Origin of the sequence: Amycolatopsis solani (genome assembly GCF_033441515.1) — a bacterium.
In the GTDB taxonomy this organism is placed as follows: domain Bacteria; phylum Actinomycetota; class Actinomycetes; order Mycobacteriales; family Pseudonocardiaceae; genus Amycolatopsis; species Amycolatopsis solani.
In genome coordinates, this window is record NZ_JAWQJT010000001.1 from 3907780 (window position 1) to 3925075 (window position 17296).

17 protein-coding genes are annotated in these 17296 nt (G+C 71.1%); 11 read left to right on the top strand and 6 right to left on the bottom strand.

The window, feature by feature from the left end; translation table 11 throughout:
• Positions 1–60: 60 nt before the first annotated feature.
• A complete protein-coding gene (locus SD460_RS18565; RefSeq protein ID WP_318306431.1) occupies positions 61–1047 on the bottom strand; it encodes a mechanosensitive ion channel family protein in 987 nt (328 codons plus the stop codon).
• A 361-nt stretch (positions 1048–1408) separates the two neighbouring features.
• Between SD460_RS18565 and SD460_RS18570 the strand changes: the two genes are divergently transcribed.
• Entirely contained in the window at positions 1409–1903 is a 495-nt protein-coding gene (locus SD460_RS18570) for an HNH endonuclease (protein WP_318306573.1), read from the top strand.
• A gap of 86 nt (positions 1904–1989) precedes the next feature.
• Here the strand turns inward: SD460_RS18570 and SD460_RS18575 are convergent, their stop codons facing one another.
• Positions 1990–2361 carry a hypothetical protein gene (locus SD460_RS18575; RefSeq protein WP_290058157.1) on the bottom strand — a complete coding sequence of 124 codons (372 nt, stop codon included), beginning with the start codon at positions 2359–2361 and terminating at the stop codon, positions 1990–1992.
• 278 nt (positions 2362–2639) lie between these two features.
• On the opposite strand from SD460_RS18575, the gene ctaJ reads away from it, so the two are divergent.
• Positions 2640–2894 (top strand): aa3-type cytochrome oxidase subunit CtaJ, encoded by a 255-nt coding sequence (gene ctaJ / locus SD460_RS18580; RefSeq protein WP_290058158.1) that lies wholly within the window; start codon positions 2640–2642, stop codon positions 2892–2894.
• Positions 2881–3369 carry a DUF5130 family protein gene (locus SD460_RS18585; protein ID WP_290058159.1) on the top strand — a complete coding sequence of 163 codons (489 nt, stop codon included), beginning with the start codon at positions 2881–2883 and terminating at the stop codon, positions 3367–3369. The genes ctaJ and SD460_RS18585 overlap by 14 nt, the downstream gene beginning before the upstream one ends.
• A gap of 112 nt (positions 3370–3481) precedes the next feature.
• Here the strand turns inward: SD460_RS18585 and pepN are convergent, their stop codons facing one another.
• The gene (pepN, locus tag SD460_RS18590; protein WP_290058169.1) at positions 3482–6049 is read right to left on the bottom strand and encodes an aminopeptidase N; all 2568 of its coding nucleotides are present in this window, start codon (positions 6047–6049) and stop codon (positions 3482–3484) included.
• 153 nt (positions 6050–6202) lie between these two features.
• Between pepN and SD460_RS18595 the strand changes: the two genes are divergently transcribed.
• Entirely contained in the window at positions 6203–6823 is a 621-nt protein-coding gene (locus SD460_RS18595) for a mycothiol-dependent nitroreductase Rv2466c family protein (RefSeq protein ID WP_290058160.1), read from the top strand.
• A 79-nt stretch (positions 6824–6902) separates the two neighbouring features.
• Here SD460_RS18595 and SD460_RS18600 read toward each other — a convergent pair whose 3' ends face one another.
• Both SD460_RS18600 and SD460_RS18605 read right to left on the bottom strand, forming a co-directional pair.
• Positions 6903–7712 carry an MBL fold metallo-hydrolase gene (locus SD460_RS18600; RefSeq protein WP_290058161.1) on the bottom strand — a complete coding sequence of 270 codons (810 nt, stop codon included), beginning with the start codon at positions 7710–7712 and terminating at the stop codon, positions 6903–6905.
• Positions 7709–8431, bottom strand: a complete 723-nt coding sequence (locus SD460_RS18605) for a 2-phosphosulfolactate phosphatase (protein ID WP_290058162.1) — start codon at positions 8429–8431, stop codon at positions 7709–7711. The genes SD460_RS18600 and SD460_RS18605 overlap by 4 nt, the downstream gene beginning before the upstream one ends.
• A 45-nt stretch (positions 8432–8476) precedes the next feature.
• Between SD460_RS18605 and SD460_RS18610 the strand changes: the two genes are divergently transcribed.
• Positions 8477–8950, top strand: a complete 474-nt coding sequence (locus SD460_RS18610) for a ribose-5-phosphate isomerase (RefSeq protein ID WP_290058163.1) — start codon at positions 8477–8479, stop codon at positions 8948–8950.
• On the top strand, positions 8950–9759 hold the full coding sequence (locus SD460_RS18615; RefSeq protein ID WP_290058164.1) for an Fpg/Nei family DNA glycosylase: 810 nt from the start codon (positions 8950–8952) through the stop codon (positions 9757–9759). The genes SD460_RS18610 and SD460_RS18615 overlap by 1 nt, the downstream gene beginning before the upstream one ends.
• Positions 9760–9839: 80 nt before the next feature.
• Here SD460_RS18615 and SD460_RS18620 read toward each other — a convergent pair whose 3' ends face one another.
• Complete coding sequence (locus SD460_RS18620) at positions 9840–10649, bottom strand: hypothetical protein (RefSeq protein ID WP_290058165.1); 810 nt, start codon at positions 10647–10649, stop codon at positions 9840–9842.
• 149 nt (positions 10650–10798) lie between these two features.
• On the opposite strand from SD460_RS18620, the gene SD460_RS18625 reads away from it, so the two are divergent.
• From SD460_RS18625 to SD460_RS18645, 5 genes are all read left to right on the top strand, one after another.
• A complete protein-coding gene (locus SD460_RS18625; protein WP_290058166.1) occupies positions 10799–11674 on the top strand; it encodes a TIGR03619 family F420-dependent LLM class oxidoreductase in 876 nt (291 codons plus the stop codon).
• Between the two features lie 5 nt (positions 11675–11679).
• Positions 11680–12126, top strand: coding sequence for a nuclear transport factor 2 family protein (locus SD460_RS18630; protein ID WP_290058167.1), 447 nt, complete (start codon positions 11680–11682; stop codon positions 12124–12126).
• 390 nt (positions 12127–12516) lie between these two features.
• Positions 12517–13119: a TetR/AcrR family transcriptional regulator gene (locus SD460_RS18635; protein WP_318306432.1), complete on the top strand. Its 603-nt coding sequence runs from the start codon at positions 12517–12519 to the stop codon at positions 13117–13119.
• A gap of 12 nt (positions 13120–13131) precedes the next feature.
• The gene (locus SD460_RS18640; protein WP_290061590.1) at positions 13132–13620 is read left to right on the top strand and encodes a hypothetical protein; all 489 of its coding nucleotides are present in this window, start codon (positions 13132–13134) and stop codon (positions 13618–13620) included.
• A 680-nt stretch (positions 13621–14300) separates the two neighbouring features.
• Positions 14301–17153: a helix-turn-helix transcriptional regulator gene (locus tag SD460_RS18645; RefSeq protein ID WP_318306433.1), complete on the top strand. Its 2853-nt coding sequence runs from the start codon at positions 14301–14303 to the stop codon at positions 17151–17153.
• Positions 17154–17296 lie beyond the last annotated feature (143 nt).

Consider the following 17296-nt stretch of genomic DNA (forward strand, 5'->3'; position numbering starts at 1 on the left):
CCCGACGCCGGTCCCGCTCGCTTCCGGATGGTCGCGAACCCGCTTCCCAGCGTAACGGCGCTACTTTTCGACGGCCGGGGTCACGGCCGGGAACAGCCGGCCGAGCGGCGGGTCGAACCCGGCCTCTTCCAGCGCCCCGAGCAGCTGCGCGCGCAGGGCGCGCTGGACGGCCCACTGCTTGCCCGGGCGCACCTTCACGGTCAGGCGCAGCTGGAGACCCTCCGGTGTGACGCTTTCCACACCCAGCATCTCCGGCGGCTCGAGGACGTTGTCCTTCAGCGCGTCGCTCTCGGTGGCCCTGGCGGCCGCCGCGGCGAGCACGGTGGTCGCGCGCTCGACGTCCGCGGTGTAGCCGAGCGGGACGTCGACGACCGCGACCGCGAAGCCCTGGCTGGAGTTGCCGACGCGCAGCACTTCGCCGTTGCGGACGTACCAGACCGTGCCCTTGAGGTCACGCAGCGTGGTGATCCGCAGGCCGACCGCCTCGACGGTGCCCGTCGCCTCACCGATGTCCACGACGTCGCCGACGCCGTACTGGTCCTCGACCATCATGAAGATGCCGGACAGGAAGTCCTTGACGAGGTTCTGCGCGCCGAACCCGATCGCGACGCCGATGATGCCGGCCGAGGCGATGATCGGGGCGAGGTCGAGGCCGAGTTCGCCCAGCACGAGGATGAACGCGAGGCCGTAGATCAGGAACGTGGCCATCGACTTCAGCACCGAGCCGATGGTCTGGGCGCGCTGCCGCCGCCGTTCGATCACCGCGGAGCCGAGCACCTCGGGGGCGCGCTCGCGCAGGGGGCGCAGCAGGGCCGGGAGCTTGCCGCCGGAGCGCGGGAACGTCGTGACCCGGTTGATCAGGCGCCGCAGGAGCAGGCGCACGAAGAACGCGATCACGAGGATCATCAGGATCTTCAGCGGCTTGGTGAGCAGCCAGTTCGCCGAGCCGGCCAGCCACGCGTTGTTCGTGGCCTCGTACACCTGGAAGCAGAAGGTGCTGGGGTCGGTCGCGCACGGCGGCACCGCGGCGGGGAGCAAGGGGGACACGGGAGTTCGATCATCCTTCCGATCTGGTCGGTCTGCCCAACTTCGAGTGGATGTTGGGTCGCGCGGATGTGACACGTCTTGTAACACACGTGCGCTGGGGGGCTGTTCTGTGGTCGACTATGCCTACGCCCCTGGAGGTGGTCGAGTGCCAGACCGACAACCCAGCCCCCGCGGCGTCTCCGGCCAAGCCACGGCCGCCGAGACGCCAGAGGTGGTCCTGCGCGCCTATCCGGGGGGTTCCGCATCCGGCGGAGCCGTCCCGGCCGGGCCGGGGAACCGCCCAGGGGGAGTTACCCGCCCGCCCGGACAGCGTAGTAGAGGCCGTGATCCGGCCGTCCCGGCCTGGGGCCGGCGCCGGGTCCTGCTGCTCAACGCCACTTTCGAGCCGCTGACCGCGTTGCCGCTGCGGCGGGCCGTGGTGCTGGTGATGTGCGGCAAGGCCGAAGTGGTGCACGGCGACCCCGGCGGCATCGAGCTGCATTCGGCCAAGGTGTCGCTGCCGGTGCCCTCCGTGATCCGGCTCAGCACGTACGTGCGCGTGCCCTACCGGGCGAAGGTGCCGCTGACCCGCGCCGGGCTGATGCACCGAGACCGGTACCGCTGCGCCTACTGCGGGGGGCGGGCAGAAACGATCGACCACGTCCAGCCGCGCAGCCGTGGCGGGCCCCACAGCTGGACGAACTGTGTGGCCTGCTGCGCCAAGTGCAACCACCGCAAAGCGGACCGGCTGCTCTCGGAGATCGGCTGGCGGCTGCGCGTCGTCCCGCGGGCTCCCCATGGCCCCCACTGGCGGCTGCTCGCCCACTCCAAAGAGGCCGATCCGCTCTGGCAGCCCTATTTGGGCTCGGCGGCCTGAACACACCGGCGCCCCGGCTGCCATGACGGCGGCCGGGGCGAGCCGGGGTGGTGCTTCAGGTAGTGCGTGCGTCCCTGGAGTACGGGTCAGGCGGCGAGCGCGTAGTCGCTCTGGCAGGTGACGCGCGTGCCCATGGTGACGCGCGTGCCACGGGTGACCCGCGTGCCGCGCGTGACGCGGGTGCCGCAGGTGACTCGCGTGCCGGCCGTCACACGAGTGCCCATCGTGACGCGAGTGCCGCGGGTGACTCGCGTACCCCGCGTGACGCGCGTCCCCGCCGTCACCCGGGTGCCCGCCGTGACGCGGGTTCCGGCCGTGACGCGTGTACCGCGAGTGACGCGTGTACCGCGGGTAACCCTTGTGCCCGCCGTCACACGTGTTCCGGGCACGAAGTCGATGTCGCTCAGTGACGAGAAGGTCTCGGTGATCGCCTGTGCGGGGGTGTGGACGCTGTTCATGGCAAGGCCTCCTGGGACCGGTGCGTTACCTGCTGGTGCTGGGGAGCGGGGCGCAAGGCCCGTACAGGTGAAAAAGCTACGAGGATTTCAAGGCTGCGACAAGACGACAGCGGCGGGTGCGGCCGCCTGTACGTTGAGTTGCAACCTTTCGGCCCGACGGTCTTCGCCCCAACGTTCCAGTGGCCGCGAGCCAAGCGGCGGACGGCACTCGGCTTACGACGAACGGTCGAGTGCGCCGCGCGCGGTGGCCGCGGAGGTCATCCGATACGCTCAGCGCCGTGAACGTTGTCGAGACGATCGTGGTCTTCGCCGTGATCCCGCTGGCCATCTACGGTCTCGCCGGGCTCCTGACGCTCCGGCGCAGGTCCGGCGGCGCCCCGCGGTACCGGTCCGGCCAGGCCTGGGACTACCCGGCCATGTGGTGGAGCGCCAACCCCGACGGGGTCGGCGAGGGGCACCGGCACGCCGGCGCCGAAAGCAGCGCGCCCTCGGGCGCCCCGACCGCGGCGGGAGGCGCTCGTGGCAACTGGTGAGCTGACGAAGCGCGTCGACGAGTCCGAACTGGGCTACGGCGAAGGACTGACGTCGAGCGGCCGCGTATCGGCCGCGAAGATGTACGAGCCGGCCGGACCGACGGGCCCGTTCGACACCCGCCAGCTGGCCCGCCTGGACGAGGCGCTGACGTTCGCGAGCCGGGAGACCGGCCTCGACTTCAGCGTGTACCTCGGCGAACTGGGCGAGGACAGCCGCGCGACGGCGGAGAAGCTGCACTCGACGACGACCGACCCGGCGAACGCGGTCCTGATCGCGGTCTCGCCCGGCGAGCGCAAGATCGAGATCGTCACGGGCAAGACGGCGTACACCCGCCTTCCCGACCGCGGCGCCAAGCTGGCGGTGGCGAGCATGGTGGCGTCCTTCAAGGAGGGCGACCTGGTTCGCGGGCTGGTCAACGGCCTGGCGAACGCACTGCGGATGCTGTCCGACCAGGCGGGTCCGGCGCCCCGCTGATTTCTTACGCGAGAGCCCCGCACCTCGGTGGAGGTGCGGGGCTCTTTTACGTCGCCGCGGCTGGTCGTGAGTGTTTAGGACGGTTCTAACCGCCCTAAACACTCACGAGCGGTCAGGACTGCGCGTCGAAGTCCCGCGCCGCCAACGCGCGGACGATGCCCGCCCGCCCCTCCGACACCAGACGGCGCAGGGCCTGCGAGTGGTCGCCCGTCAGCCACTCGTCCGACGCCGTCACCGTCTCCGGGGCCACCGCCCACGACGGGTACAGGCCGATCGCGATCGGCTGCGCGCGCTCACTGGACCGGCGCTGCCACACCTCGTCGATCACCTCGAAGTACTTCGCCACGTACGAGCCCAGCAGTGCCTTCTGGCCCGGGTGGGAGAAGCCCGAGATGAGCGAGTCGCTCACCGCGTTCGGCAGCTCGTCGTCGTACACCGCTCGCTGCCACGCGTCGGCCTTGGCCTCCCCCGTCGGGCGCAGGGCGCGGGCGCGCTCCGCCTGGCGGCGGCCCGTCGCCGTGTTGTCGCGGGCCAGCTCGGCGTCGATCTCCGTCGCGTCCGCCTTGCCGTGGGCGACCAGCGCGTGCAGCAGGCGCCAGCGCAGGTCCGTGTCCACCGTCAGGCCGTCGAGCGGGGCCGAACCGTCGAGCCAGCCGGCCACCACCGACAGCGTGGCGTCGTCCAGGACCGAGCCCGCCAGCGAGTTCACGAACGCCAGCTGGTGGTCCGAACCCGGCTCCGCGGCGCGGACCAGCTCCAGCAGCCGTCCGGTGAATGCCGGCCAGCCCGTCGAGGCCGCCCAGTTCTGCTCGGCGTACGAGTTCAGGGCGGTCTGGGCCTGCAGCAGCAGCCGCTGGACGACGCCGACCTCGGTTTCCGTGTGGATGCCGCGCTGCACCAGCGTGACGAAGTCGCGGGCCTTCAGCTCGGCCTCGCGGGTCATCTCCCACGCCGCCGACCAGCACAGCGTGCGGGGGAGCGACTCGGTGATGTCGGCGACGCGGTCGATCAGCGTCGTGAGCGACGTCGGGTCGAGACGCATCGTGCAGTAGGTCAGGTCGTCGTCGTTGACCAGCACCAGCTTGCCCGCGGGCAGGCCGACCAGGTCCGGCACCTCGGTGCGCTCGCCGTCGACGTCCAGCTCCACGCGGTGCTTCCGGACGATCTTGCCGTTCGCGTCCTCGTCGTACACGCCCACGGCGACGCGGTGCGTGCGCAGCTCACCGGCACCCGGCTTCGCACCGGACTGCACGACGGCGAACGCCGTGAACTTGCCGTCCGCGCCGACCTCGTAGCGCGGGCTCAGCGAGTTGAGCCCGGTCGTCTCCAGCCACTGCGCGCTCCACCACGACAGGTCGCGCCCGGACGCCTCCTCCAGCGCGCCCAGCAGGTCGGCCAGCGTCGCGTTGCCCCACGCGTGCTTGCCGAAGTACACCTTCAGGCCGTCGAGGAAGTGGTCGAGCCCGACGTAGGCGACGAGCTGCTTGAGCACGCTCGCGCCCTTGGCGTAGGTGATGCCGTCGAAGTTGACCTCGACCGCGTGCAGGTCGACGATGTCGGCCGCGATCGGGTGCGTCGAAGGCAGCTGGTCCTGCCGGTAGGCCCACGACTTCTCGATGTTCGCGAAGCTGGTCCACGCGTTCTTGTACTCGGTCGCCTCGGCCTGCGCCAGCACGCTCGCGAAGGTCGCGAACGACTCGTTCAGCCACAGGTCGTCCCACCAGCGCATGGTGACCAGGTCGCCGAACCACATGTGCGCCATCTCGTGCAGCAGCGTCTCGGCGCGCCGCTCGTAGGCGTAGCGGGTGACGCGGCTGCGGAAGACGTAGTCCTCCAGGAACGTCACCGCGCCGGCGTTCTCCATCGCGCCCGCGTTGAACTCCGGCACGAACAGCTGGTCGTACTTGGAGAACGGGTAGGCCGTGCCGAACTTCTCGTGGTAGAAGCCGAAACCCTGCTTGGTCTCGGTGAAGAGGCGCTCGGCGTCCATGTGCTCGGCCAGCGACGCGCGGCAGTAGATCCCGAGCGGGATGGTCTTGTGGGCGTCGGTGTACTCGTCGCGCCACTCGGCGTACGGGCCGGCGATCAGCGCGACCAGGTATGTCGAAAGCCGTTCGGACTCCTTGAACACCGTCCGGACGGCGCCTTCCGGCGTCTCTTCGGTGGACTCGGCCATCGTGTTCGAGACGACCTTCCAGTCCCGCGGCGCGATGACCGTGAGCCGGTAGACCGACTTCAGGTCGGGCTGGTCGAAGCAGGCGAACATCCGCTTGGCGTCGGCGGTCTCGAACTGCGTGTACAGGTAGACGCCGTCGTCGACCGGGTCGACGAACCGGTGCAGGCCCTCGCCGGTGTTCATGTACCGGCAGTCGGCGGTCACGGTGAGCTCGTTCGCCTCGGCCAGTCCGGCCAGCGCGATGCCCTTGTCCTCGACGTACGCGCTGACGTCGACGTCCGCGCCGTTCAGGGTGGCCGAGTGCACGCGGTCGGCGACGATGTCGACCCACGTGTTCTCGCCGGCCCGGGCGCTGGAGAACCGGACGGTCGTCGTCGACGCGAAGGTCTTCTCCCCGGGACCGCCGTGGCCGTCGGTCAGATCCAGCTCGATGTCGTACGCGGTGACGTCGAGCAGATCCGCGCGCAGCTTGGCTTGGTCGCGGGTCAGGTTGGGGGCGGGCACAGGCACCTCTGGTCGTTGGTATCGGTTTTCAACTCCCCGCATCCAATCATGGGTACGGGGTGCCGGGCGACAAGGGAACAAGCTCGGGTCCGCGGGTGTTGGCCCGTCGTGTGGGGGTCCGCCCACATCGAGACGTGACTCAGGAGTACCCCGATGACCGCTGCCGAGCAGCCCACGAAGGTCGATTTCTACTTCGACCCGATCTGCCCGTTCGCGTGGATCACCTCCCGCTGGATCCTCGAGGTGGAGAAGCACCGCAACCTGGACCTGCGCTTCCGGATCATGAGCCTGTCGGTGCTCAACGAGGGCCGGGACGAGCTGCCCGAGCAGTACAAGGAGCTCCTGGCGAAGGGCTGGGGCCCGGTGCGCGTCGCCGTGGCGCTCTCGCAGCTCAAGGGCGAAGAGATGCTGCGCGAGTACTACACCGAGTTCGGCACCCGCTACCACAACCAGGGCAACAAGGACCGCGACCAGGTCATCAAGGAAGCGCTGGCCGCGATCGGCGCGCCGGCCGAGCTCTACGACGCCGCGGACTCGACGGAGTACGACGAGGCGCTGAAGAAGAGCCACCACGAGGGCATGGACCCGGTCGGCCAGGACGTCGGCACCCCGACGATCCACATCGACGGCGTGGCGTTCTTCGGCCCGGTCCTGAGCTCCATCCCGCGCGGCGAAGACGCGCTGAAGGTGTTCGACGGCGCCGTGGCGCTGGCGAGCTACCCGGACTTCTTCGAGCTCAAGCGCACCCGCACCGGCGACCTGAACTTCGACTGACGACCGGAGGCGCCACTTTCGTAGGGAAAGTTGCGCCTCAGGGGGGCGAGGGCGTCACTTTCGTAGGGAAAGTTGCGCCTCAGGGGGTGGCGAGGGCGGCCAGGGTGACGTCGCCGGGGTAGCGCGAAGCGGCCACGGCGGCGGCCTCGGTCGTCTCGCCGCGGCCCATCGCCGCCTTCAGCGCGATCAGCTCGTGCAGGCCGTGGCGGTGGTAGCGGACGAAGTCGGCGTCGACCGGGTCGCCGTGGCCGGGCACGATCACCCGTGGCTCCAGGGCGAGGAGCGCGTCCAGGGTGTCCGGCCAGGCGGTCAGGTCGGACTCCGCGCTGAAGGAGAACGCGCTGAAGCCGTGCTCGGCGTTCTCGACGACGTCGCCCGCGAAGACGACGCCCGCGTCCGGCACGTGCACGACGGCGTCGTGGTCGGTGTGGGCGCGGCCGGGGTGCAGCAGGACGGCCGTGCGGCCGCCGAGGTCGAGCTCGGCCCGGTCGGTGAACAGGTGGTCGGGCACGACGAACGTCGTCCGGGCGATGGCGTCGGCGACGCCGGCCTTGCCCGCTTCGCGGTAGTAGGCGATCCACTTGGCGCGCGCGTCTTCGGCGTATTCGGCCAGCTCGGCGCGGCAGCCTTCGTGCGCCCAGACGGCGCAGGGCGTGAACGCCTCGGTGCCCCACGTGTGGTCGAAGTGCGCGTGCGTGAACACGACCGACCAGGGCAGCGGCGTGATCTCCCGTACCGCCGCGGCCAGTTCGGCGCCCTGCTCGAGGTCGCCGCGCGTGTCGACGACCAGGCAGCGCTCGGCGCCCACCACCAGCCCGACGGTCAGGTCCAGTTCCTCGTAGCGGCGCGCGTGCACGCCGTCGGCGACGTCGATCCAGCGGCCGGTCATGCCAGTACTCCTTCGTTCAGGACAGGGGCAGCCTGGCTCACGTCGAGCTCCGTGGCCAGCGCGACGTCCCCGCCGTGGCCCGATCCGGTCAGTTCGCGCCCCGAAACGCAGCCCGCCACGGCATCGACGTCGACGCTTCGCGCGGCGAGGGCGGCTTCGGGAGACAGGGACCGGCCCAGCCGGGCCAGCGCGGCGGCGATCGCGCCCGCGCCGACCTGGTCTTCGAGGCACGGCCGCAGCGGCCCGAAGGCGTCTCCGGACCCGAAGATGTTCACGCCCCAGCGTTCCCCGGCCGCGACGAGCCCGATCGGCCCGCCCAGCTCGTGCGCCTTCGCGGCGACGGCGGACGCGTTGCGCAGGCACCCCGCGAGGACGGCGGCCCCGGTCTCCGCGGCCGCTTCGCACAGGGTCGCGCCGTTGGGCGAGGGGAGCGCGAGCAGCGTCCCCGGCGGGATGTCGGTCACAGACGAGGGCCGCAGCGTGAATTCGGCCTCACCGGCGATGACCGCGCCCGCCGCCTTCGCCCGCGCGATGCCGCGTTCGTCGCGCCACCGCACCGGCAGCACGCGGCCGCCGCGGCCGACCACGATATCCGTGGTGGTGCTGAAGGAAAGCACGTCGACGACCACCAGGACCGTGCATTCACGCCCGAGCGCGGCCACGCCTTCGCCACCCCAGTCGAGCCGCACGTCGTGCCCCGATTGCTCCCAGATGCCCACCCCCGGAGCATGCCCGAAACCGGGCGTGGTGGCAGACTCCCAGCCGTGCGTGTCTACTTGGGATCCGACCATGCCGGTTTCGAGCTGAAGAACCACCTGGTGGCTCACCTGGAGAAGCAGGGCCACGAGGTGACCGACATCGGTCCGCACGTCTACGACGCGGCCGACGACTACCCGGCGTTCTGCGTCGCGACGGCGTTGCGCGTGGTGGCCGACGAGGGCAGCCGCGGCATCGTCGTCGGCGGCTCCGGCAACGGCGAGCAGATCGCCGCGAACAAGGTGCCCGGCGCGCGGGCCGGCCTCGCGTGGAGCGTCGAGACCGCGAAGCTGTGCCGCGAGCACAACCACGCCCAGCTGATCGGCGTCGGCGCCCGGATGCACACCGCCGAAGAGGCCACCGAGATCGTCGAGGCGTTCCTGGCGACCGAGGTCTCGCCGGAAGAGCGGCACGCCCGCCGCGTGCAGCAGCTGCTCGACTACGAGCGCACCGGGACCCCGCCGGCGTTGCCGGAGGCCTGATGCCCGAAGGGCACACGCTGCACCGGCTCGCGCGGCTGCACAAGCGCCGGTACGCCGGCGCCCCGGTCGAGGTCAGCAGTCCGCAAGGCCGGTTCGCCGCCGAAGCGTCCCGTTTGGACGGTCAGGTGTTCGTCGGCGCGCAGGCGTACGGCAAGCACCTGTTCCACGACTACGGCCCGCACGGGATCGTGCACATCCACCTGGGCCTGTACGGCACGTTCGGCGAGTCCCCGCTTCCCGCGCCGGACCCGGTCGGCCAGGTCCGGCTGCGGCTGGCCGGTCGGACACATTGGACGGACCTGCGTGGGCCCACCCGCTGCGAGCTGCTGACCCCGGACCAGGCGGACGCGATCAAGGCCCGCCTCGGACCGGACCCGCTGCGCCGTGACGCGAAGCCCGGCCAGGCGTGGGAGCGCGTGTCGCGCTCGAAGACGTCGATCGCGGCGCTGCTGATGGACCAGGCGGTGCTTGCCGGGGTCGGGAACGTGTACCGCGCGGAGGTGCTGTTCCGCCACGGCGTCGCGCCGCTGACCCCGGGACGGTCGTTGGACCGGGCGCTGTGGGACGACATGTGGGCGGACCTGGTCGTGCTGATGCGCGACGGCGTCCGGGTCGGGCGGATCGACACGGTCCGGCCCGAGCACCTGCCGGAGGCGATGGGGCGGGCGGCGCGGGTGGACCGCCACGGCGGCGAGGTCTACGTCTACCGCCGCGCCGGTGAGCCGTGCCTGGTGTGCGGGACGCCGGTGGCGAACTCGGAGCTGGTGGGCCGCAACCTGTACTGGTGCCCCACCTGCCAGCCCGCCTGACGCTCGGTGCCGGTGGTCGTGAGTGTTTAGTCGGGTTCTAACCCGACTAAACACTCACGACCAGCTGCGGCAGGGGCGGGTCAGAAGTCGAAGCCGCCGCCGTCGAAGCCCCCACCGTCGAAGCCGCCGCCGTCGAAACCGCCGCCGCCCCAGTCGCCGCCGCCGTCTCCGCCGCCGAAGTCGCCGCCGCCGTCACCACCGCCGTCGCCGCCCGCGTCGCCGGACTCGAGGGCGTCCTGCTGGCCCGCGTCGTAGCCCGACTCCCAGGCCGAGGCGCTGGCGATGCCGCCCATGCCGGAGAACATCGCGCTGAACAGGAACATCGAGCCGAGGCCCCAGGCGCCGGCCACGAGCGCGGGCTTCCACCACGGCTCGCTGTACCAGCCCTGCGGGACCGGGCGCCCGGCCACGCGGCCGCCCGGGTAGTAGTACGGCGTGTCCTGGCCCGCCTCGGGGGAGGCCGCGTAGTGCTGGCCCTCCACGTCGACGTCGCGGCGCTCGGTGACCTTGCCGGCGCGCTCGCGCTCGGCCTCCTCCGGCAGCTGCGGGCCGGGGTCCATGCCCATCGCGACGCGCGCCGCGCGGACGTAGTAGAGGCCTTCGACGGCGGTGTCCTTCACCAGCCGGGCCTGTTCGATCGTGCGTGCCTGCTCCATCTGCGAGCCGGCCGCGTTGTAGCGCTCGGCGGCGTCCGCCATCGCCTGCATCGACGCGGTGTCGTTGCCGGTGAGGTTGAGGACCTGACCGCCGAGCCGCTCGACGAGGCGCCGGGCGTCGGCCTTGGCGTCGTCCAGCTCCCGCTGCCGGGCCGCGGCGCGCTGCCGCGAGAAATAGAGGCCGCCACCGACGATCACGACGACGAGCACGATCAGGAAGATCGCGGTGCCCATGGACCACTCCCAGAAGTTCGGGGCTCGGGTGACCGGAAGTCACCTTCTGATTCGGACAACGCGGACGTTACGCGGAGGGTTCCCGGCGAGTGATCCGGCACACCGTCAGAGCTGGCCGAGCAAACTAGAACACGTTATAGTTCGACACCATGAAGTTCACCCTGTCGATCGCGATGAACCCCCTCGATCAGCTGGGCGAGCTCGCCCGGGCCGCCGAAGAGGCCGGCTTCGCCTCCATCGCCCTGCCGGACTCGCTCTTCTACGCCGAAACGGTGGACACGGACTACCCGTACACCCCCGACGGCAGTCGCTTCTGGACCGGGGAGACCCCGTGGGTCGACCCGCTCGTCGCCACCGCGTCGATGGGGGCGGTCACCAGCCGGATCAACTTCTACACGTCGGTGCTCAAGCTCGGCTCGCGCAACCCGGTGCTGCTGGCGCGCCAGGTGGGCTCGGCGAGCGTGCTCACCGGCGGCCGGTTCGGCCTCGGGCTCGGCGTCGGCTGGCTGCCGCAGGAGTTCGAGTACTGCGGCGTGCCGTTCGAGAAGCGCGGCAAGCGCGTCGACGAGGCCATCGACGTGCTGCGGCTGATCCTCGACGGCGGCATGGTCGAGTACCACGGCGACTTCTACGACTTCGACAAGATCCAGATGAGCCCGGCGCCGCCTTCGCGCGTCCCGTTCTACATCGGGGGGCACACCGAGGTCGCGCTCAAGCGCGCCGCGCGGGTCGCCGACGGCTGGTCGTCGGCGATGATGAAGCTCGAGGAGCTGCGCGACACCATCGCCCGGCTCAAGGAGCTGCTGGCCGAGCGCGGCCGCGCCGACGACCCGTTCGAGTACCAGGCGGTCTGCATCGACCGGTTCGGCCTCGACGGCTACCGCGAGCAGGCGGAGGTCGGCGTCACGGACATCATCACCATGCCGTGGGTGTTCGACGGCGTCGGGTTCGACGCGCCGGTCGAGCCGAAGCTCGAATCGATCCGCAAGTTCGGGGCCGAAATCATCGCGAAGTTCGAGGAGTGACTGCCGTGGGCGTGCAGGTCAGCTGGGACACATCGGCGGAGCAGCCGCCCGCGCGGCGCGCGGCGTTCGCGTCGATGACCGCGGCGGCGGCGGGTGACAAGGAGGCGTGGCTGGCGTTGTTCGCGCCGGACGGGGTGGTCGAGGACCCGGTCGGGCCGTCCTTCTTCGACGAAGAGGGCAAGGGGCACCACGGCCCCGACGGGATCAGCGCGTTCTGGGACAAGACGATCGCGAACGTGGAGCGCTTCGAATTCGTCATCCGCGACTCGCACGCGGCGGGCGACGAGGTGGCCAACGTCGGCACGATCACGACGTACCTGCCGGGCGGCTACCGCGTCGACACCGACGGGGTGTTCGTCTACCGCGTCGGCGAAGACGGGCTGATCCGGTCGATGCGGGCGTTCTGGGAGACCGAGCGCGCGATGGCGACCGCGCGCCAGGTGACCGAGTAGGCCGGCCGCACCGTTCGGCCGCGGTCGTGGTGGTCGCGAATGACTCATTCGGGACGTCGGAGGTCCCGAATGAGTCATTCGCGACCTTCGCGCACCCGCCGGCGGCAGGGAGCTGACGCGCGCGTCCACCGCGGCACCCGTCCAGCCCGCTCGACGCCGTGAAGGCCGCTCCGGGGGCGGTGGGGCCGAGTCGGCGCTGCCCGGGGCCAGTCGCTGCCTGCCCGCCGGAGCTGCTCCACCGGCACGCCGGCCGCGCGTGAAGGCCGCCCACGGGGTCTCCCCGGGGCGGCCTTCTCAATTCCCGGGAATGATCGACACGTACCGCAATCGCGCGATTGCGGAAAGACGGCATTCTGGCGATTGTTTGCTCGACCATGCTACCTTTTGCTCATGCAAGCAAAAACGTTCACCGAGACCGCCCGGCGGGCGCAGATAGTCCGCGCGGCGATCGAAACCATCGGTGAACTCGGGTACGCGAAGGCATCGTTCGGGCAGATCGCGAAGCGTGCCGGGCTGAGCAGCACCGGCATGATCTCCTACCACTTCGACGGCAAGGCGGACCTGATCGCCGAAGTCGTCCGGGACGTGCTGACCACGAGCCTCGCGTACATGCGGGAGCGGATCGACGCGGTGGACGGGCCGGCGGCGGAGCTGCGGGTCTACATCGAGTCGAACCTGGCGTTCATCGCCGAGCACCCGATCGAACTCACCGCGCTGCTCGAAAGCCTCCGACACGGCGGGGCCCCCGGCGGCGAAGCCGACGGCGGCACCGGCGAGTGGTACCACGGCGCCATCGACGTCCTGGAGGTCTGCCTGCGCGAGGGTCAGCGGACCGGCGATTTCGGCCGGTTCGACCCGCGCGTCATGGCGATCACCATCCGCCAGGCCATAGACGGCTTCCACACCGAATCGATCCGCCGTCCGGGGATCGACGTCGCCGCCTACGCGGCCGAACTCGTCCGCATCGTCGAACGTGCCACCGCGCACGACTGAACTGGGGAAACCATGGCGACCACGCCCTCGACCGACCGCGTGCTGCGGCCGATCATCTTCCTGCTCTACCTGAACCTGCTGATCAGCATCGCCTTCGCGGTCCTGACCTTCCTGAACAAGGACGGCATCCTCGACTACCAGGTGCTGCACTGGGAGCAGACCGGCCAGGCCGACCCGGCCGACCACGCCGGGACGCGCGCTTCGCTCGAAAGCGTCCTGTGGATCCGCCCGGTGTCGGTGCTGGTCATCGCCATCGTCTACGTCCGGCTGGCCGCGCGGCTCAAGCTCGGCAGGCGGCGCACGTGGGTCCGCGTGATGCTGGTGACCGTGCTCGGGCTGGCCGGTCTCGTGTACCTCGTCGTCTCGGCCGAGTTCCCGGACTGGATGCGGGCCGGCCAGGTCGTCCAGGCCGTCGTGCTGCTCGTGTTGTTCCTGCTGCTCTGCTCGAAGCGCGTCCGCGGGTACTTCTCGAAGGAGGGCCGGGTTCCGGCGAAGGTCTGACCGCGGTGGGCGCCGCGTCCCGGTCCGTGGACGCGGCGCCCGTCAAAAAACTGTTCACATTCTGTTTCCTTCGGGCGATTTCAACTGCGCCGGAAATAAGTGCGCGCCTCGGCGCGGAACAAGTGGTGCGGCTCATAACGCCCACCTACTTTCGATCCTTGCCCGACGACCGGCGTTTCCCCGTGGTAAACGCTGGTCGGGACGGGTTTGCGGGAGGTCCCGCCGAACGGGACCAAACGGACATCGCGGTCCGGTGAACCCCCTTCGTGGCTCGTTGCGGCACGTAGGGGCAGGTGGTAGCTTCTGGTTCGTTATCTCCTCGCGGGAGACCGGGTGATCGGGGCAGTAATCACCCAACCGGGAAACTGCGGGGATCTGGGGTCTGGGGAAAGGTTCGTCTGATGAACGGTTATCGCTGTCCTTCGTAGGGACACCGAATAGACACTGAAGCCGGCTCATGCGCGAGCCGGTCGAGTTCGCAATCGCCGGCAGGCGCCGTTGGGGAGCGGCGTGCCGTGAGATTGCCGTGAAGCAATGCGTGCGGCGCCATTCGGCTGCCCGCACGCGTGGCTGTGCTGTTGATTCACGGAAAAAACCGGAGTCAGCGGCCTGGGGGCCGTCGTTCCGGCCGTGGATCGAAGGAGTCCACCACACAGAGAATTTCTGGGGGAAGTTCCGTCATGCTCATCGAACGTGACTTCGAAACGGCGACGCTGAGTCAGATGCTCGCCGACTGCCATTCCGGGGCCGGCGGTGTCGGCCTCGTCCTCGGTCCGGTCGCCAGCGGGAAAACGGCCCTGCTGGAGGAGTTCGGCAGGCAGGCCGCCGGTACCGGCGCGGTCGTCCTGTCCGCCTCCGGTGCCCGGTCGGAAACCGCCGTCGGTCTCGGCGTCGTTTCCCAGCTGGTGCACACCCCGGGTGTCCGCGCGGACATCGTCGAGCAGGTTTCGGCGTACGTGGAGGACGCCGAAGCCGACGCGACGCTGCTGGACAGCCGGTTCCTGCACCGCCTGTCCAGCGCGGTGATCGGCTGGTCGGCCGAGACCCCGCTGGTGATCTGCGTCGACGACGCCCACTACGCCGACCCCGCGTCGCTGCAGTTCCTGCAGCACATGGCGCGGCGCATCCGGCCCGCCCGGGTGCTCGTGCTGCTCGCCGAACGCGCGGATCCCGGCGAACGGCGCCCGGTCCGCCACGTCGACCTGATGCGGCGGCCGCACTGCCGCCAGCTGCGGCTGGCGCCGTTGTCCCGCAACGGCGTCGGCGTGCTGCTGGCGGGCAAGCTCGACGAAGGCAAGGCCCACGCGCTGGCCGCGGAGTGCTTCGCGGTCAGCGGCGGCAACCCGCTGCTGGCCACCGCCCTGGTGCAGGACACCAAGGCGGCGGGCGCGGGCGGGATCGTCGCCGGGTCCGCCTACCGGCACGCGGTGCTCAGCTGCCTGCACTCCAGCGAGCCGCGGGCGCTCGAACTCGCCAGGGCGCTCGCCGTCCTCGGCGACGGCGAGCAGTCGCCGATCCCGCTGGCGGGCGGCATGGTCTCCTTCGCACCGGCCACCGCCGAGCCGGTGCGCAAGGCGCTGGAGTCGGCCGGTGTCCTCGACGGGCACCGGTTCCGCCACGTCGAGGCCCGCGTCGCGGTGCTCGACGAGCTCGACCCGGCGGTCCGCTCCGCCCTCCACGGGCAGGCCGCGCGCCTGCTGTTCGACCAGGGGGCCCGGCCGACCGCCATCGCCGCCCACGTCGTGGCGGGGAACCTGGACGAGCCGTGGACCGAGCACCTGCTGTCCGAGGCGTCGGAAGCAGCGCTGCTCGAGGACGACGTCGAACTGGCCCGCGCCTGCATCGCGCTGGCCAGCCGCTGCTGCACCGACGACCGCGACCGCGCGATCGCCAAGGCGTCGATGGCCGGCATCGAGTGGCGAACGACCCCGGCGAAGGCGATGCGGCGGCTGCCGGAGCTGGTGGACGCCACCCGCGCCGGGCACCTGCCGGGTATCCGGGTGGTCGGCATCTTCGAGTTCCTGCTCTGGTTCGGCCGGGTCGACGAGGCCGTGGAGATCGCGAACGCCTTCGGCGACCTCGTCGACTCCACCGACCGGCGCACCCGCGGCGAGCTGCTCACGCTCGACTCGTGGCTGGCCAGCTCGGTGCCGGGGATGCGGCACCTCGTCGAGCCGATGCTCGCGACCTGCGCGGGTGACCCGGCCGCGCCGCGGCTCGGGCTCGTGGTGAACTCGCAGCAGAAGGCCGTCGACGCGCTGACCAGCGCCGTGCGCGAAGGCCCGACCGAGGCCGCCGTGCTCGACGCCGAGCAGGTGCTGGAAGGCACCCGGATGACCGACACCAGCCTGCGGCACCTGGTGTTCGCCGCCACGGTGCTGATCTACGCCGAGCGCCTCGACAAGGCCGCGACCTGGTCCGAGCACCTGATGGCGCAGGCCGCCGGGCGCCCGGCCCCGACGTGGCAGGCGTCGCTGGCGGAACTGCGCGCCGAGGTCGCCCTCCGCCAGGGAGACCTGCCGCTCGCGGCCCGCAACGCGAAGATCGCGCTGACGAAGATGACGCCGGAAGCGTGGGGCATCGGGGTGGGCGCCCCGCTGGCCACGCTGCTGGCGGCGCTGACCGAGATGGGCCGGTTCGACGAGGCGGCGGAGCTGCTCAACCAGCCGGTGCCCGACGCGCTCGGCGAGACCCGGTTCGGCCTGCACTACCTGCACGCGCGGGGGCACTACTACCTCGCGACGGGCCGGCTCCCGACCGCGCTGAACGACTTCCTCGCGTGCGGGGAGCAGATGGCGCGCTGGGAACTGGACCAGCCGGCGCTGGTGCCGTGGCGCTCCAGCGCCGCCGAGGTCTACCTGAAGCTGGGTGACCGCGAAAAGGCCCGCGAACTCGCCGAGGAGCAGGCGGCGAAGCTCGGCCCGGACTGCGGCGACCGCACGCGGGGCATCACGCTGCGGACGCTGGCGCTCGTGGCCGACCCGGTCCGGCGGCCGAAGCTGCTGCAGGAAGCGGTCGACGTGCTGGAAAAGTCCGGGGCCAAGCTCGAACTGGCCCGGGCGCTGGCCGAGCTGAGCCGGGCGAGCGCCGACCCCGCCGTGGTGCGCACGGCCAGCCGGGACGCGCGGGCGCTGGCCAAGGAGTGCGGGGCGGAGCTGCTGCGGAGGTCCTTCCTCGACGGCGGCAACGACGACGTCGTGGTGTCCCTGCGCGGCGCGGTGGCGCCCGCCGACGTCAAGCTGCTGACCGACGCCGAACAGCGGGTCGGCTGGCTCGCCGCCCGCGGCCACACCAACCGGGAGATCGCGAGCCGGCTCTACATCACGGTCAGCACGGTGGAGCAGCACCTGACGCGGGTCTACCGCAAGCTGAGCGTCACCCGGCGCCGCGATCTGGCGTCAGAGCCGCAGCTGCGGGTGCCGGAGCAGCAGGAGCGGCTGCCGGGTACGCCCGCCCGCCAGCCCGTGGCGGTCAACCACCAGGGGGTGCCCCCGGTGCGCCGCCCGCTGCGCCCGGTGCCGCCCGTGCGCTGAGCCCGAGGTGAAGGAGCCGGGACCCGCCTCGCGCGGGCCCCGGCTCCTTCGCGCGTTTTCGGCCCCACCCCTAGGTTTCCGCCCCGCCCCTAGGCCCGGCCGGGAGGGGTAGGGGCGGGGCCATTGACTTGGCGCCGATCTCC

What these genes read in the sequence shown, in the direction of transcription:
- SD460_RS18625 (WP_290058166.1), top strand. Translation starts at nt 10,799, where the DNA reads ATGAAGTTCACCCTGTCGATCGCGATGAACCCCCTCGATCAGCTGGGC.
- SD460_RS18640 (WP_290061590.1), top strand. Translation starts at nt 13,132, where the DNA reads ATGGCGACCACGCCCTCGACCGACCGCGTGCTGCGGCCGATCATCTTC.
- SD460_RS18600 (WP_290058161.1), bottom strand. Translation starts at nt 7,712, where the DNA reads ATGACCGGCCGCTGGATCGACGTCGCCGACGGCGTGCACGCGCGCCGC.
- SD460_RS18645 (WP_318306433.1), top strand. Translation starts at nt 14,301, where the DNA reads ATGCTCATCGAACGTGACTTCGAAACGGCGACGCTGAGTCAGATGCTC.
- SD460_RS18575 (WP_290058157.1), bottom strand. Translation starts at nt 2,361, where the DNA reads ATGAACAGCGTCCACACCCCCGCACAGGCGATCACCGAGACCTTCTCG.
- SD460_RS18620 (WP_290058165.1), bottom strand. Translation starts at nt 10,649, where the DNA reads ATGGGCACCGCGATCTTCCTGATCGTGCTCGTCGTCGTGATCGTCGGT.
- SD460_RS18635 (WP_318306432.1), top strand. Translation starts at nt 12,517, where the DNA reads ATGCAAGCAAAAACGTTCACCGAGACCGCCCGGCGGGCGCAGATAGTC.
- SD460_RS18615 (WP_290058164.1), top strand. Translation starts at nt 8,950, where the DNA reads ATGCCCGAAGGGCACACGCTGCACCGGCTCGCGCGGCTGCACAAGCGC.
- SD460_RS18595 (WP_290058160.1), top strand. Translation starts at nt 6,203, where the DNA reads ATGACCGCTGCCGAGCAGCCCACGAAGGTCGATTTCTACTTCGACCCG.